The sequence below is a fragment of the Succiniclasticum ruminis DSM 9236 genome, from assembly GCF_900112895.1.
GTDB classification, from domain to species: domain Bacteria; phylum Bacillota; class Negativicutes; order Acidaminococcales; family Acidaminococcaceae; genus Succiniclasticum; species Succiniclasticum ruminis.
Window position 1 is genome coordinate 22,458 of the sequence record NZ_FONL01000004.1, and the last position, 13,093, is coordinate 35,550.

Annotated in this window: 15 protein-coding genes and 1 other RNA gene; 12 read left to right on the top strand and 4 right to left on the bottom strand. The window is 48.9% G+C overall.

Annotated features, from left to right (window positions below; all coding sequences use genetic code 11):
* Window positions 1-59: 59 nt before the first annotated feature.
* A complete protein-coding gene (locus tag BM159_RS04510) occupies window positions 60-1,523 on the top strand; it encodes a nicotinate phosphoribosyltransferase (protein WP_093913079.1) in 1,464 nt (487 codons plus the stop codon).
* Between the two features lie 344 nt (window positions 1,524-1,867).
* On the opposite strand, the gene BM159_RS04515 is transcribed toward BM159_RS04510, so the two are convergent.
* From BM159_RS04515 to cuyB, 3 genes are all read right to left on the bottom strand, one after another.
* The gene (locus BM159_RS04515; RefSeq protein WP_177205922.1) at window positions 1,868-2,698 is read right to left on the bottom strand and encodes a P-loop NTPase; all 831 of its coding nucleotides are present in this window, start codon (window positions 2,696-2,698) and stop codon (window positions 1,868-1,870) included.
* A gap of 87 nt (window positions 2,699-2,785) precedes the next feature.
* Window positions 2,786-3,544, bottom strand: a complete 759-nt coding sequence (locus BM159_RS04520) for a sulfite exporter TauE/SafE family protein (RefSeq protein WP_093913081.1) — start codon at window positions 3,542-3,544, stop codon at window positions 2,786-2,788.
* Between the two features lie 11 nt (window positions 3,545-3,555).
* Window positions 3,556-4,287: a cysteate racemase gene (cuyB, locus tag BM159_RS04525; RefSeq protein ID WP_218149508.1), complete on the bottom strand. Its 732-nt coding sequence runs from the start codon at window positions 4,285-4,287 to the stop codon at window positions 3,556-3,558.
* Between the two features lie 254 nt (window positions 4,288-4,541).
* On the opposite strand from cuyB, the gene BM159_RS04530 reads away from it, so the two are divergent.
* The 3 genes from BM159_RS04530 (at window position 4,542) to ssrA (ending at window position 6,197) form a co-directional block, all read left to right on the top strand.
* Window positions 4,542-4,922, top strand: a complete 381-nt coding sequence (locus tag BM159_RS04530; protein WP_093913083.1) for a RidA family protein — start codon at window positions 4,542-4,544, stop codon at window positions 4,920-4,922.
* An 11-nt stretch (window positions 4,923-4,933) separates the two neighbouring features.
* The gene (locus tag BM159_RS04535; RefSeq protein ID WP_093913084.1) at window positions 4,934-5,650 is read left to right on the top strand and encodes an SIMPL domain-containing protein; all 717 of its coding nucleotides are present in this window, start codon (window positions 4,934-4,936) and stop codon (window positions 5,648-5,650) included.
* Between the two features lie 195 nt (window positions 5,651-5,845).
* Window positions 5,846-6,197: a transfer-messenger RNA gene (ssrA, locus tag BM159_RS04540) on the top strand.
* A 174-nt stretch (window positions 6,198-6,371) separates the two neighbouring features.
* Here ssrA and BM159_RS04545 read toward each other — a convergent pair.
* Window positions 6,372-7,424 carry a 5'-nucleotidase, lipoprotein e(P4) family gene (locus BM159_RS04545; protein WP_093913085.1) on the bottom strand — a complete coding sequence of 351 codons (1,053 nt, stop codon included), beginning with the start codon at window positions 7,422-7,424 and terminating at the stop codon, window positions 6,372-6,374.
* A 109-nt stretch (window positions 7,425-7,533) separates the two neighbouring features.
* On the opposite strand from BM159_RS04545, the gene BM159_RS04550 reads away from it, so the two are divergent.
* From BM159_RS04550 to BM159_RS04585, 8 genes are all read left to right on the top strand, one after another.
* On the top strand, window positions 7,534-8,196 hold the full coding sequence (locus BM159_RS04550) for an HAD family hydrolase (protein ID WP_093913086.1): 663 nt from the start codon (window positions 7,534-7,536) through the stop codon (window positions 8,194-8,196).
* A gap of 107 nt (window positions 8,197-8,303) precedes the next feature.
* Window positions 8,304-9,311: an ABC transporter substrate-binding protein gene (locus tag BM159_RS04555; protein ID WP_093913087.1), complete on the top strand. Its 1,008-nt coding sequence runs from the start codon at window positions 8,304-8,306 to the stop codon at window positions 9,309-9,311.
* Between the two features lie 259 nt (window positions 9,312-9,570).
* Window positions 9,571-10,170: a nitroreductase gene (locus BM159_RS04560; protein ID WP_093913088.1), complete on the top strand. Its 600-nt coding sequence runs from the start codon at window positions 9,571-9,573 to the stop codon at window positions 10,168-10,170.
* 2 nt (window positions 10,171-10,172) lie between these two features.
* Window positions 10,173-10,433, top strand: coding sequence for a hypothetical protein (locus tag BM159_RS04565; RefSeq protein ID WP_093730702.1), 261 nt, complete (start codon window positions 10,173-10,175; stop codon window positions 10,431-10,433).
* 8 nt (window positions 10,434-10,441) lie between these two features.
* Entirely contained in the window at window positions 10,442-10,783 is a 342-nt protein-coding gene (locus tag BM159_RS04570; protein ID WP_177205912.1) for a cupin domain-containing protein, read from the top strand.
* 8 nt (window positions 10,784-10,791) lie between these two features.
* Window positions 10,792-11,664: a DMT family transporter gene (locus tag BM159_RS04575; RefSeq protein WP_093913089.1), complete on the top strand. Its 873-nt coding sequence runs from the start codon at window positions 10,792-10,794 to the stop codon at window positions 11,662-11,664.
* 96 nt (window positions 11,665-11,760) lie between these two features.
* Entirely contained in the window at window positions 11,761-12,585 is an 825-nt protein-coding gene (locus BM159_RS04580; RefSeq protein ID WP_143089393.1) for a lecithin retinol acyltransferase family protein, read from the top strand.
* A 31-nt stretch (window positions 12,586-12,616) separates the two neighbouring features.
* Entirely contained in the window at window positions 12,617-13,006 is a 390-nt protein-coding gene (locus tag BM159_RS04585; RefSeq protein WP_093913090.1) for a MaoC family dehydratase, read from the top strand.
* Window positions 13,007-13,093: the final 87 nt, after the last annotated feature.

The window sequence follows — 13,093 nt, forward strand, 5'->3', positions numbered from 1 at the left end:
AAGCGAATTGGTCTGTCGCTGTCTTTTTGATATACTGTCGAAATGAGGTGAAGGAGATAATGCCGACTGTTGCAGAGCAAAATTTAACCCTGTTGACAGACTTTTATGAGCTGACAATGGGGAACGGGTATTTTTTGAACGGATTTTATAAAAAGCAGGCCTATTTTGATGTATTTTACCGCAGTGTTCCCGATAATGGCGGCTTTGCCATCGCCTGCGGGCTGACGGATATCATTGAGTATGTAAAGAACCTGCATTTCAGTGAAGCGGATATCGAGTTCTTACGCAGCAAGGGCATCTTTGATGAAAAGTTCCTGAAATACCTGCGTAAGTTTAAGTTTACGGGAGATATCTATGCAGTGCCGGAAGGCACGCCGGTTTTTCCCTATGAGCCGATTATTACTGTAAAAGCGCCGGCGGCGGAAGCGCAGCTGATGGAAACGTTTATTCTCCTGTGCATCAACCACCAGTCCTGCATTGCCACAAAAGCAAACCGCATCGTGCGTGCGGCGGGAGGACGGCCGGTGATGGAATTCGGTTCCCGCCGGGCCCAGGGCGTTTCCGGCGCGGTGATCGGGGCGCGGGCTGCTTATATCGGAGGCTGCGTGGCCACGGCCTGTACCCTGACGGATGAACTGTACGGCGTTCCGGCAGCAGGTACCATGGCCCATTCCTGGGTGCAGATGTTCGATACGGAATACGAAGCTTTTAAGTTCTACGCAGAAACCTATCCTAACAACGCAGTGCTGCTGGTGGATACCTACAACACGTTAAAGAGCGGCATTCCCAATGCGATTAAAGTATTTAAAGAATATCTGTCAACAGGCAAAAAGTTTGGCAACTTCGGCATCCGCCTCGACTCCGGCGACTTGGCTTACTTAACAAAAAAAGCCCGTGTCATGCTGGATGAAGCAGGACTGAACGATGCAAAAATCGTAGTTTCCAATTCTTTGGACGAATACCTGATCCGGGATCTGCTGCAGCAGGGAGCCAAGATTGATTCCTTCGGCGTTGGCGAACGGCTCATCACCAGCAAGAGCAGTCCTGTATTCGGCGGCGTGTACAAGTTGGTTGCGGTGGAAAAAGAAGACGGAACCATCGTTCCCAAAATCAAAATTTCCGAGAACACAGCCAAGATCACCAACCCCGGTTTCAAAAAGGTGTACCGTTTCTACGATAAGAAAACGGGCAAGGCCATTGCGGATGAAATTTGCATGCGTGACGAGATGGTTTCTGAAGCGCTGCCCCATACCATCTTTGATCCGGAAGCAACCTGGAAGCAGCGGACGCTGACAGATTTCCGAATTAGAGAGCTGCAGGTGCCCATTTTCAAAAAAGGAAAGCTGGTGTACAAGCAGCCCGGTCTGAAAGAACTGCAGGAATACTGCGCCAAGGAAGTGGCCGGCCTGTGGGACGAAGTGAAACGGTTTGAAAATCCCCACAAGTACAACGTGGATTTGTCCAAAAAGCTGTGGACGCTGAAGCACGATATGCTGGCGCAGTCAGGGAAGAAAGAAATATGATTTTGTGGCTGCTTGATGTTGCAATAATAACAGAAAAAGAGTGCCACCGATGAACGGTTGGTCAAAAGAGCTATTTACTCAAACGTAACCGCTGTCTTTTCCGAGAGCGGTTACTTTTTTACAGAAGGTCCTGAAAAATTTAATAAAAAAGCAAGCGCACAGGGAATGAGCAAAATATCGGGAGTGTTTGCGTCATTCCATGAGGCGAAATGTGCCGCGGTGGCGAGACTGTCTGAGGGCGAAGCCCGAGTTTCGAAGCCACAGGCACATAAGTCCATGGAATAGCATACACGTCCGGTTTTGAGAAACCCTGTGCGCTTGTTTTTTGTAAAATTGTACGCTTCTTACAGCATCTTCAGCAACAGCTCTGTCGTCTGTGGCAGGGCAGGAACGTTGGCTTCCTCCAGTTTGCCGTTGTCTACCGCTTCTGCCAGAAGAGGATCCACCGGCAGCTTGTCCTGACAGACGACGCCATGCGCTGCTGCAGTTTCAGCCAGCCTGCTTTTGCCGAAGATGGAATGTTCTTTGCCGCAGTCCGGACATTTGAAATAGCTGAAGTTTTCCACGATGGACAGTACGGGAACGTCCATCATCTTTGCCATGTTGCAGGCTTTTTCCACAATCATGCCTACCAGTTCCTGGGGGGATGCGACGACGATAATGCCGTCTACCGGCATGGTCTGGAAAACGGTGAGGGGAACATCTCCGGTTCCCGGGGGCATGTCAACCAGCAGAAAATCCACGTCGCCGTAAATCACATCGGTCCAGAACTGCTGGATAGCTCCGGCGATAATGGGGCCCCGCCATACCACGGGGTCGGTTTCATTCTGCAGCAACAGGTTGATGGACATGACTTTGATACCCATGCGGGTCTCCATGGGGAACACGCCCCGGTCTGTCATAAGAGCCTGCCCGTGAAGGCCGAAGGTTTTGGGGATGGACGGTCCCGTTACGTCCGCGTCCAGAATCGCCACTTGTTTGCCCGCGCGACAAAGCGCCATGGCCAGCAGGGAAGTGACCATGGATTTGCCCACGCCGCCTTTGCCGCTGACAATGCCGATGACTTTTTTAATGTGACTCTCTTTATGGGCCGGTTTTTTGAAAGAGGCCGGATCCTGCCGTTCACCGCAGCTGGCGCTGCAACTTTCACAATCGTGATTACAATTTGCCATGATGGTTCGTCTCCTAAAAATGATTTACTAAGTCAGACAGGGTTAAACAATTGTTGAGTCGAGTTTTGTACTTGTATATCTAATTCGTTTCTATTTCATTACAATTTTGATAAACAGCAGCGTCAATACCACAATGACCAGCGGTTTAACAATTTTGTTGGCTTTGGTCAGCACCATGCCGGCTCCGATGTATGCGCCTATGAAATTGCACACGGCGCCAGCCAGGCCTAGCTGGTAATCCACATTGCTGCTGAGAATGAAAGTAATCAGTGCAGCAATGTTGGAAGTCAGGTTGGCGGCTTTCGTCAGCCCCGCCGCATTGCGGACATCCAGCATGGCCCAGCCCGTTAAGGCCAGCAGCAGGAATGTACCTGCGCCGGGGCCGTAAAAGCCGTCGTACCCGCCGATGAAAAATGCAATGACAGCAATCCGCAAGGGCGTTCTGTTGTCTGTCTTGTCTACATACGAATTGGGGTCTTGGCTCAGTCCTTTGTTGCGCATAACGTAAAATGCTGCAATGGGAAGCACGATAATCAGCAACTTGTTGAAAACTTCATCGCTGATGAGCAGTGTCAGCCTTGACCCGATGGAAGAACCGATAAAGGCGCCGACGATGCAGATCAGGGCAGGACGCAGTTTGATAAATCCGTTGAGGGCCAGACGTGCAGTAGAAACACTGGTGCCGATAGCCGAACTGAATTTATTGGTGCCCAAAGCCAGGTGGGGAGGCAGTCCCGCCAGCAGATAGGCGGGCAGGGTGATAAGACCGCCGCCTCCGGCGATGGAATCCACAAAGCCGCCCAGAAACAGCAATGGGCAGATGATCAGGTATTGTGTATAAGAATCCATCACAACATTCCTTACTTATTACTCCGGCGGGGCAGGCTGCTGATGACTTCGCCGCCGGCCCAGGCTACCGCTTTTTCCGCCAGTACTTCCGTGGCGTCTACAAAGCAGCCCTGCAGTTTGTACATCTGTACAGCAACCGGCACTTCCGTGCAGCCTAGAATGAAAGCTTCCACGCCCCGTTGTTCCATGGCACGCAGCACGTTTTGGGCCGGTGCAGCGTCATAGTTATAGTTTGTAGCTTTCACACCGTCGTAAATCATTTCGTGTATGATTTCCTGTTCGGCTTCTTCCGGGTGGAGCAAAGTCATACCCAGCTTTTCAAATTCCTTTTTATAAATGCCGGAGGCACAGGTGCCTGCCGAGGCCAGAAGCCCGAGGGTACGGTAGCCTTCTTCCGCACAGAACTTTGCTGTTTCCTCAATCATGTTGATGAATGGCGTTTTAACCAGTTTCTGTACTTCCGGAAGGAAGTAATGGGCTGTGTTGCAGCCGATAATGATTACGTCTGCTCCCATGGTGGTGAGTCGTTCTGCAGATTTTACCATCTCCGGAACCGGGCTCGGTCCTTTGCCGAAGATGCATTCGGAACGGTCCGGGATGTTAGTGTTATTGTCTATGACCGTGTGGATGTGCTCCTGGTCTTTGATGGCTTTCGTTGCCACGATGACTTTCTGCATCAGATCTACGGTTGCCATGGGGCCCATGCCCCCCATAATGCCGATGGTTTTCATTTCTGTCTCCATTCTGCCGCTGCGTTGGCGGCGTAAGTAATTGCAGGTTTAATGAACATTGTGTACTAAAAATTATACCACAGAATTCCCGGAAGTTGTAAAAAAACTGCAGAATCAGAAAAACCTTATCTAACATAATAATACTAACATAACTGTAATGTTACAGTTGTGATATAATTAAAATTGGAAAACCGGAGAAAAGATATTCCGTCCTTCCATAATTCTGGCACACTTTTTTTATGCAATATATTAAGGAGGTAATGAACATGGCTAAAGCAATTATCGCTACAACCAAAGCACCGGGGGCAATCGGGCCCTATTCTCAGGGAATTACCGCTAACGGTTTTGTGTTTGCATCAGGTCAGCTTGGACTGATTCCGGGGACGGGAGAATTTGCGGAAGGCGGTGTGACAGGACAGACCCGCCAGTCTCTGACGAATGTAAAGCAAGTGCTGGAAGCAGCCGGCTCCGGTCTGGAAAAAGTTGTGAAGGTTACTGTTTTTCTGAAAGACATGAAGGATTTCGCCGCGATGAATGCTGTGTATTCCGAATTTTTTACAGAGAATTTCCCGGCCCGTTCCGCGGTTCAGGTGGCGGCCCTTCCCAAAGAGGGATTAGTAGAGATTGAAGTGATTGCGGAAGCGTGACGGGGGTTTTTATGAAACAAAAATTCATTGCTTTGCTGCTTGTGATGGCGGCAATGTTTACCGTTTTCTGCAGCGGTTCGTTCGCAGCGGAGCGGGACAGTATCTCTGTTAACGGGCACGCCAGCGCGGAAGTCGCACCGGACATGGCGACGCTCTATGGTAATCTGGAAAAACGGGCGGCCGTCGCAGAGACCGCGAGGGAAAACCTGGCGAAGGATATGGCATCATTCAGACATATGCTGTTGGGACAGATGGTTGCCGGACAGGATGTCCAGACCGTCCGTTATACGCTGCAGCCGGAATACAACTATGAAAAGAATAAACGCAGGCTCGCCGGTTATGTTGCCCGTGCGGATTACAAAGTGAAAATCAAAGATCTGGAAAAGCTGGGCGCAGTGATTGATAAGTCCATCGGCTGCAACTTCACTGTAGACAGAGTGGAGTTCGGCCTGAACAACCGCTCCCTGTTTGAAAACAGCCTGCTGGAGGAAGCGGTGGCCAACGCCAGGAACAAGGCTGCAGTGGTTGCCCGGGCGGGCGGGCGTACCCTGGGTCGCCTGATACATGCGGGCTTCAGTACATCAGGCAACGTGACACATACCATGAACCGCAACATGATGATGGCAAAAGCAGCCAACCTGGATGCGGCGGAAGTTGCGCCCACAGAACTGGATCCGGGTGTCATCACAGTGAATGCGAATGTAGATCTTGAGTTTGCGCTGGAATAATATTTAATCATGGTATCTTTAAAAATTCACATTTCGTTTGATTGATTTTGTAACTGACTTGTGCTATAATCCGTTATACACGAAATCTGCGGCAACGGTGCTGTTTTAGCACCCTGTTCTGACAGCGCGGCGTACCGGGTTGCAATCCGGCGCTCAGCTGTTACTCTTTCCTGTCGTTGGCAGGGGCCTTTAACCGGGGGTGTAAAGGCTTCGACGGGTATAGGTGGTGTACGATAAGCGAGCCGTGGTTCCATCAGCACGTTAAACGGTGGACGTTTAAATTTAAACGCAGATAACGAATTAGCACTGGCTGCTTAATTAAAGCAACCCGTTCTGTCATTCCGGCTCCCGCAGGAACGGCAAGAACGTCACTTAGCGGGATCGTCTGAGAGCAAGGTTCGTAGCTCCGGATTAAATCTTACGAACTAGTGAAGGTACAGCCGGTCGGCAGGCGGTGCCGGAGCGAAACACAATATGCTGTCTGCGCTCGGAGAAAGTTGTATAACAATATGTTCGGACGAGGGTTCGACTCCCTCCACCTCCACCAGATTAAATTCCGCTTTTAACATATTTTAAGAGTGGCACAATATAAAGGAGATACCGCAACGCATCCGGTATCTCCTCTTTGTTTTCAGATTATTACCCTTGCTTTGGTAGTAAAAACGGCTGCCTTTCAAATTAAAACGTGTATAATCCCTGCGGTATGTACGTTTTATTTTACTTATTCATTAAATTCAAAGCTCTTCAGAGCGGCTTTCCGCAGAGCAATACGCTCTTCCGCAGGCAGCCTGCGGAATTTTTGCGCCAGATTGTATTCCCAGTCGCCGTACATGGGATTGGGCAGTAAAATAAATGCGGCTCCGAAAGATTTTTTGTGCGCGTCAATAATCCGGTTGCGGGTCGCGTTTTTATCCCGTTTCAGCATGGCCTGAATATCCAGCGGCATTCCGGTCTTTTGTTTTCCGCTTTGCATATCGGTTTCAGGTATGCCGGACTTATTGTCAGCAAAATCTTTTTTATAAATGACAGGGTTTTCATCCCGGGATGCACCGATGGGGAAATCTGCAACGTTATCTCCCAGGTAGCAGATGATATCATAACGTCGCGCCAGCTTTGCGAAATAATTCATCTTTCCGCCGCTTCCGTCATTCATCAGAAGATGGAATCCATCCGGGAAGGGGAGACCTGCTTTTTGCAGGAAGTCTTCGGTTATCCTTCTGTCCTGGGGGCCACGGCCCGTTACATAAAACACCTGAACACCGTTACTGTCAGCGTATTTCAGAAAATCCGCGGCGCCGGGCAGCAACAGTCTATGGCTGGAAATCCACTGCCTCCAGGCATTGTAGTCTGCTTTTGCTTCAGGGTGTTCTGTATAGTAAGCTTCAAGGGGCGCATGGCAGGCGATTGTGTCGTCAATGTCCATGACGACAGCCAGAGGAAGAAGGCGGTTATGCGGTTCTGGGAGTTTTTCTTTTGTTTTACGTAAGTTTTTTTCTTCCTTCCTGCGCTGTGTGACGGCTTTGTCTACCTCCCTTGCTGCCAGATTGTATGCCTGGTAACTCAGGCCGCGGAATTCGGCAGAGCGTTGTACCCATAAAATCGCCATCAGGTTTTCTTCTTCGGCTAACTCGGAAGCGGTAAGGTACAGCATTTCTTCCTGCGGAAGAGCAGAAGATACAGCGTCGGCATCAGCAGGAACTGTTGAACAGAAAAGGCTGGCAGTAATTATAAACAAAGCACCGGATACGAGGGACAAACGACGGATAATACTCATATTCAGACCTCCCGGAACTTGAAAGTAAATCTGCTGAGATGTTTTATCTATACCGTTATTATAACACGGCAACTTAGTTTATAATAGTTTTACAGGAGGGTCACAGACTATGAGAAAACAAGTACAGGCTGTCATCTTCGACATGGATGGCGTAATCTTTGATTCAGAGCGGTTGGTAATCGAATGCTGGAAAGTGGTCGCGGCAGAGCATAACATCCCGGATATTGTGGAAATCTGTATGCGGGTTCAGGGAAACAATCGGGAGGAAACGGGGAAACGTTTCCGGGAAAAATACGGGAGGGATTTTCCGTATGAAGCGTATAAAAAGGAAGTCACTGCCTTGTTCCGTGATCGGTACGGCGAGGGCAGGCTTCCGTTAAAACCCGGCGTTGTAAAAATTTTGGAAGAACTGAAACGCAATAATATTCCTTTGGCCCTGGCTTCTTCCACCCGCTCGGATATTGTAAAACAGGAAATGGAAGAAGCAAACCTGCTGCCATATTTTGATGCAGTTCTGGGAGGGGACATGGTGTCCCGCAGCAAACCGGAGCCGGATATTTTTCTGGCTGCGGCAGCGGCTTTGCAGGCTGAACCGAAATGTTGTTATGTACTGGAAGATTCCCATAATGGCATCCGGGCAGCGTACCGGGCCGGCATGCATCCTGTCATGGTGCCGGACATGCAGCAGCCCACGGAAGAAATCCGGGGGATAGCAGAAGCGATTGTGGAAAATTTGCTGGCAGCACTGGAGTATCTGCAGGCAAGAATGTAAACAGCTTTACGTGAACATACTGTTTTCTGAAATTTCAGGTTGACTTTGGCATTTTGATTTTGTATCATTAATTTATGTAATTATATTAGCGAAAGAAGGTTAAGTTTATGTTTTTTAAAAGCAAAAAGTTATTGGCAGCCGGTATGCTTTTGTCCATGATGGCCTTTGCTGCGGTCGGTTGCGGCGGCGGAGATAAGAAAGCGGAAGCCCCGAAAAAAGACGCGGCCAAAATATACAATGTAGGCATCGTCCAGATCGTACAACATGAAGCACTGGACGATTCCCGCAAGGGATTCATCGAAGGCATGAAGAAAAAAGGCTTCGTGGAAGGCAAGAACGTAAAATACGATGCGCAAAATGCACAGGGGGACCAGTCCAACCTGCAGACCATTGCCCAGCGTTTTGTGAATAATAAGGTTGACCTTATCTGCGCTATTTCCACACCGGCAGCCCAGACCATGGCCAACGCAACGAAAACCATTCCGATTGTCGGTAATGCTATCACCAGTTTTGAAACTGCCAAGCTGGTCAAATCCGATAAAAAACCTGAAACCAACGTGACCGGCGCCAGCGATATGGCTCCGGTAGCGGCACAGCTGGATCTGGGCCTGAAACTGAAACCCGGCGCGAAGAAAGTGGGGCTGATGTTTACTTCCAGTGAAATGAATTCCCAGATTCAGATTAAAATGGCGGAAGAGCATCTGAAAAAGGTGGGCGTTGCGTTTGAAGAAGGCAGCGTAAACACCGTTAACGATATTCAGGAAATTGCCCGGAGCCTGGTAAGCAAGGGCGTTGACTTCATTTATGTTCCCACCGACAACATCATTGCTTCTGCTACGCCGGCGCTGGTCGCCATCACCAATGAAGCAAAGATTCCTGTTGTTGCGGCAGACGCAATCCTGTTAAAGAACGGTGCTACTGCAAGCGTTAACATCGAATTCTTCCAATTGGGCGTTATCAGCGGCGAAATGGCCGGCGATATTCTGCTGGGCAAGGCGAAACCCCAGGATATGCCTATTGCTTTCCAGAAAGAGTTCACCCCCAGCATCAACAAAGCTCAGGCTGAAAAGCTGGGTCTGAAAGTTCCGGAAGATATTGCGAAGTTTGCAAAATAATCTGTTGCGGTTTCCTGTTATTTGCGGAATTGGCGATTCAAGCTTGCAACGCAAAACATAAAAGATGAGTTTAACTGTAAGGTGAAATCCCGGTCCTGAAAACGGACCGGGATTTTCTTTTTAAAAAATATGTTGTATATTATTATTATAAATCATCCTGATAGTGTATAATAAGTAAAAAAGAAATACCGGAGTGACGAACTTTAAAGCTTATGAATTATAATGAAGTGAAAGGCTTTGGGAAGAAAGGGTGGACCATATGGATGCGCTGACCTTGATTAAGACACGTCACAGTACACGCAAATTTTCAGATAAACCTGTAGAAAAAGAAAAACTGGAACAGGTCATCGAAGCGGGACGCTTTGCACCCAGTGGCGGCAACAACCAGACCACACATTTTATTGTGATTCAGGATAAGTCAGTGCTGTCGGAACTGGTCCGTATTACCCGGGAAGAATTCGCAAAGATGAACTTGAAGCCTGATACGTATGCGTCGCTGGCTACGTCTATCAAACTGAGCAAAAAAGGAACGTATGTATTCCATTACAATGCACCGGTGCTGATTCTGACAGCGAACCGGATCGGTTACGATAACAACATGGCGGACTGCAGCTGCGCAGTGGAAAACATGATGCTGATGGCCAATGCGCTGGATCTTGGCAGCTGCTGGATCAACCAGATTAACTGGCTGAACAGCAACCCTGTCATGGTTGCCTATCTGAAAACCCTGGGCATGCAGGACGGGGAGACGGTCTATGTCAGTATGGCGCTGGGGTATCCCGATTCACCGGACGGGCTGCCTCTAAGACGGATTGTGGAACGGAAAGGAAATCCCGTAACGTATGTAGGGGAGGCATAATTATGAATCTGTATATCTGGCGGCATAATAAAACTTATCACAGCCACAGTATGATTAACGAGCCCTGTGTTGTGAACGAGTTTTATCTGGACGCGCTGGCGATCGTGGAAGCGGAAACGCTGGACGATGCGCTGAAACTGCTGGAGGAACGGAAAGAAGGCTGGAGGGTGGAAGACCTGCGGGAGCTGGAACCCATCGTGGTGCCGCTGACAGGGGCAAAAGTAATCTACACCCACATCCGGGGTTCTATCGATCATCTGTAAAGGAGTGAATGACCGTGCGTTTTGATTATACAAAAATAGAAGAAAAGGCTCTGCCGCATTTTAAAGGCGGGGAAAAAGAACTGAACGCCAAAATGTTTGCAGATGCAAACAATAAGATTCTGCTGGGGCGCCTTGTGCCGGGTGCGACTGTAGGCGAGCACAAACACGAAGGCAGCAGCGAGATAATTTTTGGTTTATCCGGTAAAGGTTACATCGTGTGTGACGGGGAAAAGGAAGTCCTCGAATCCGGCGTGGCCTGCTACTGTCCGGAAGGATCAACCCATACTGTGATTAATGACGGCACGGAAGATTTAACGTTTTTTGCCGTTGTGCCTGAGCATGGAAAGTAAGTGACGGCATGCAATCTACGGTTTTTCTGTACGGTTCACTGGGATTAGGCGTATTGTTCCTGTCTACATCAGCGATTTTTGTCAAAATGGCGGAAGCACCCTCCGGTATCATTGCCTTTTACCGTCTGCTGTTTACCCTGTTTTTTTTAGTACCTGTCCTACTGTACCGGAAAAAGGAACGGGAACAACTGTATCAGCTTGATGGACGACAGATCAGGCTGGCAGTTGTTTCGGGGGCGTTGCTGGCCGTTCACTGGGTAATGTGGTTTGAATCCCTGCGGTATACATCGGTGGCCAGTTCCACGGTGTTGGTTTCCCTGCAACCGCTTTTTTCCATATTGTGGGGCGGTCTGCTGTTGCGCGAAAAAGTTTCCCGGAAGGGTATGATTGGTGTGTTTCTGGCTATTGCCGGGTCCATCATCATCGGCTGGGGGGATTTTCAGGTCAGCGGTTCAGCGTTCTGGGGGGATTTGCTCTCTTTTACGTCTGCAGGGGTCATCAGCCTGCACTTTCTCTTCGGGCAGATTCTCCGGAAAGAACTGGATGTACTGCCTTATACGACAGTGTGTTATTCGGCCAGCACTGTATGTCTGGCTGTATATGCGCTGGTTTCTGATCAGGCCTTTACAGGCTATTCCCTGCAGACCTGGGGATGTTTTTTAGGTCTCGCTTTGTTTGCCACGGTTGGCGGGCAGTGTGTGTTTAATCTGTTGCTGAAGTATCTTCCGGCTACGGCTGTCACCATGGGGATTTTAGGCGAACCGGCAGGAACAATCATACTCGCGTTCCTGATTTTTGGTGAAAGCATCGTGTTGCAACAGGGGCTGGGAATGCTCTGCATTTTAGGCGGGCTGTGGATTTATTTTAGTAAGAAGAAGTGATTTTCCGAAAGGATTCGTTCTGTCTGCCAGTAAAAATTAAATCGAAATAATTAGTGATAGACTTTAAATTGAAAAATGGAAGGTTACGTTTGAAAGATGGCGGAATTAGATAAAGCCGGGATTGACAAAGATAAAACAGAAGAAAGTACCGTCGGGCAGGAGATTGATGAGAAGATACCTGAAAGTATCGAAAATCAGATTGAAAACCGAATCAATGAGATAAGGGATGGAATCGGCAGCCGGATCAATCCGATTTTTATGGCGGCTAATAAGTTTTCCAGTAATGTGCGGCAGGCACTGGATCTGGAAACAGATCCGGGACTGCTGGAAGAGCCGGAGTATGGGGATGTGATATGTGTGCACCGCATCGGATTTGAACATTATGGCATCTATGTAGGCGATGATAAGGTGATTCACTATGACATCGATCCTTCGGACCATTATAAGATATGTATCCATCAGGCTCCCCTGGAAGAATTCCTGAACGGAAGCCTTGTCTACAGCATATGTGAATTTCCGAAAGTGTACGGGCGCCCTACGGAAGAGATTCCTTTTGCGGAATTCCGGAAGAAGTTTGCCCATCCCGAAAAAGCCCAGACCTTGTGGGATGTACTGAAAATCAGTAATTACCATCTCTATACGCCGGAGGAAACGGTAATCCGTGCCCGGGAACGTATCGGGGAGACGCAGTACAGTTTGTGGACGAACAATTGCGAACATTTTGCCATCTGGTGCAAGACAGGGATTTCCGAATCCCATCAGATTGAAGACTTGCTGAGTGCGGTGGCGGAAACCGGCCGGCAGATCAGGAAAGGGCTGCAGGTTGGAATGGAACTTGCCGCGGATTTTGCGGAAGAAGTGGGCAAACGTATCGAAGAACGGGAAAAGGAGCAGACGAAGCAGGGAACAAATTCGGTGTGACGAAGCAGTATGAAACGGAGGATGTATCACTATGAAATTTGCGGAAGTACAAGTGGGAGTACCTTATCCTGAAAAGATATTCAAAGTGACAGAGGAAGCGGTGAAAGCTTATTTGACAGCAGTGGAGGATGATTCACCGCTGTATGTGGACGAACAATTGGTTCCACCTGCTTATGCTGCTGTCTATACCCGTTGGGAGGCGCTGACCGGCGAACAGCTGGAGGACGGAACCGTCCATGCGAAGCAGGTGTTCCGTTATCTGAAACCCATTTACTGGGAGGATACTCTGACACTGCGGGGCAGGGTGAAGGAAAAGATGGAAAAACGCGGCCTGAAATTCGTGGTGCAAAAGGTAGAAGCCTTTAATGGAGCCGGAGAACTGGCAGTGGAAAGTGAGATTACCATTATTTTGCCGGCATAATTAATCAGTGTTTCCTAAAAATGCTTTAACAAATAGTTGTGAAAAACAGCATTCATAAATCAGGAGTACGTCATTTCGGCTAATTAA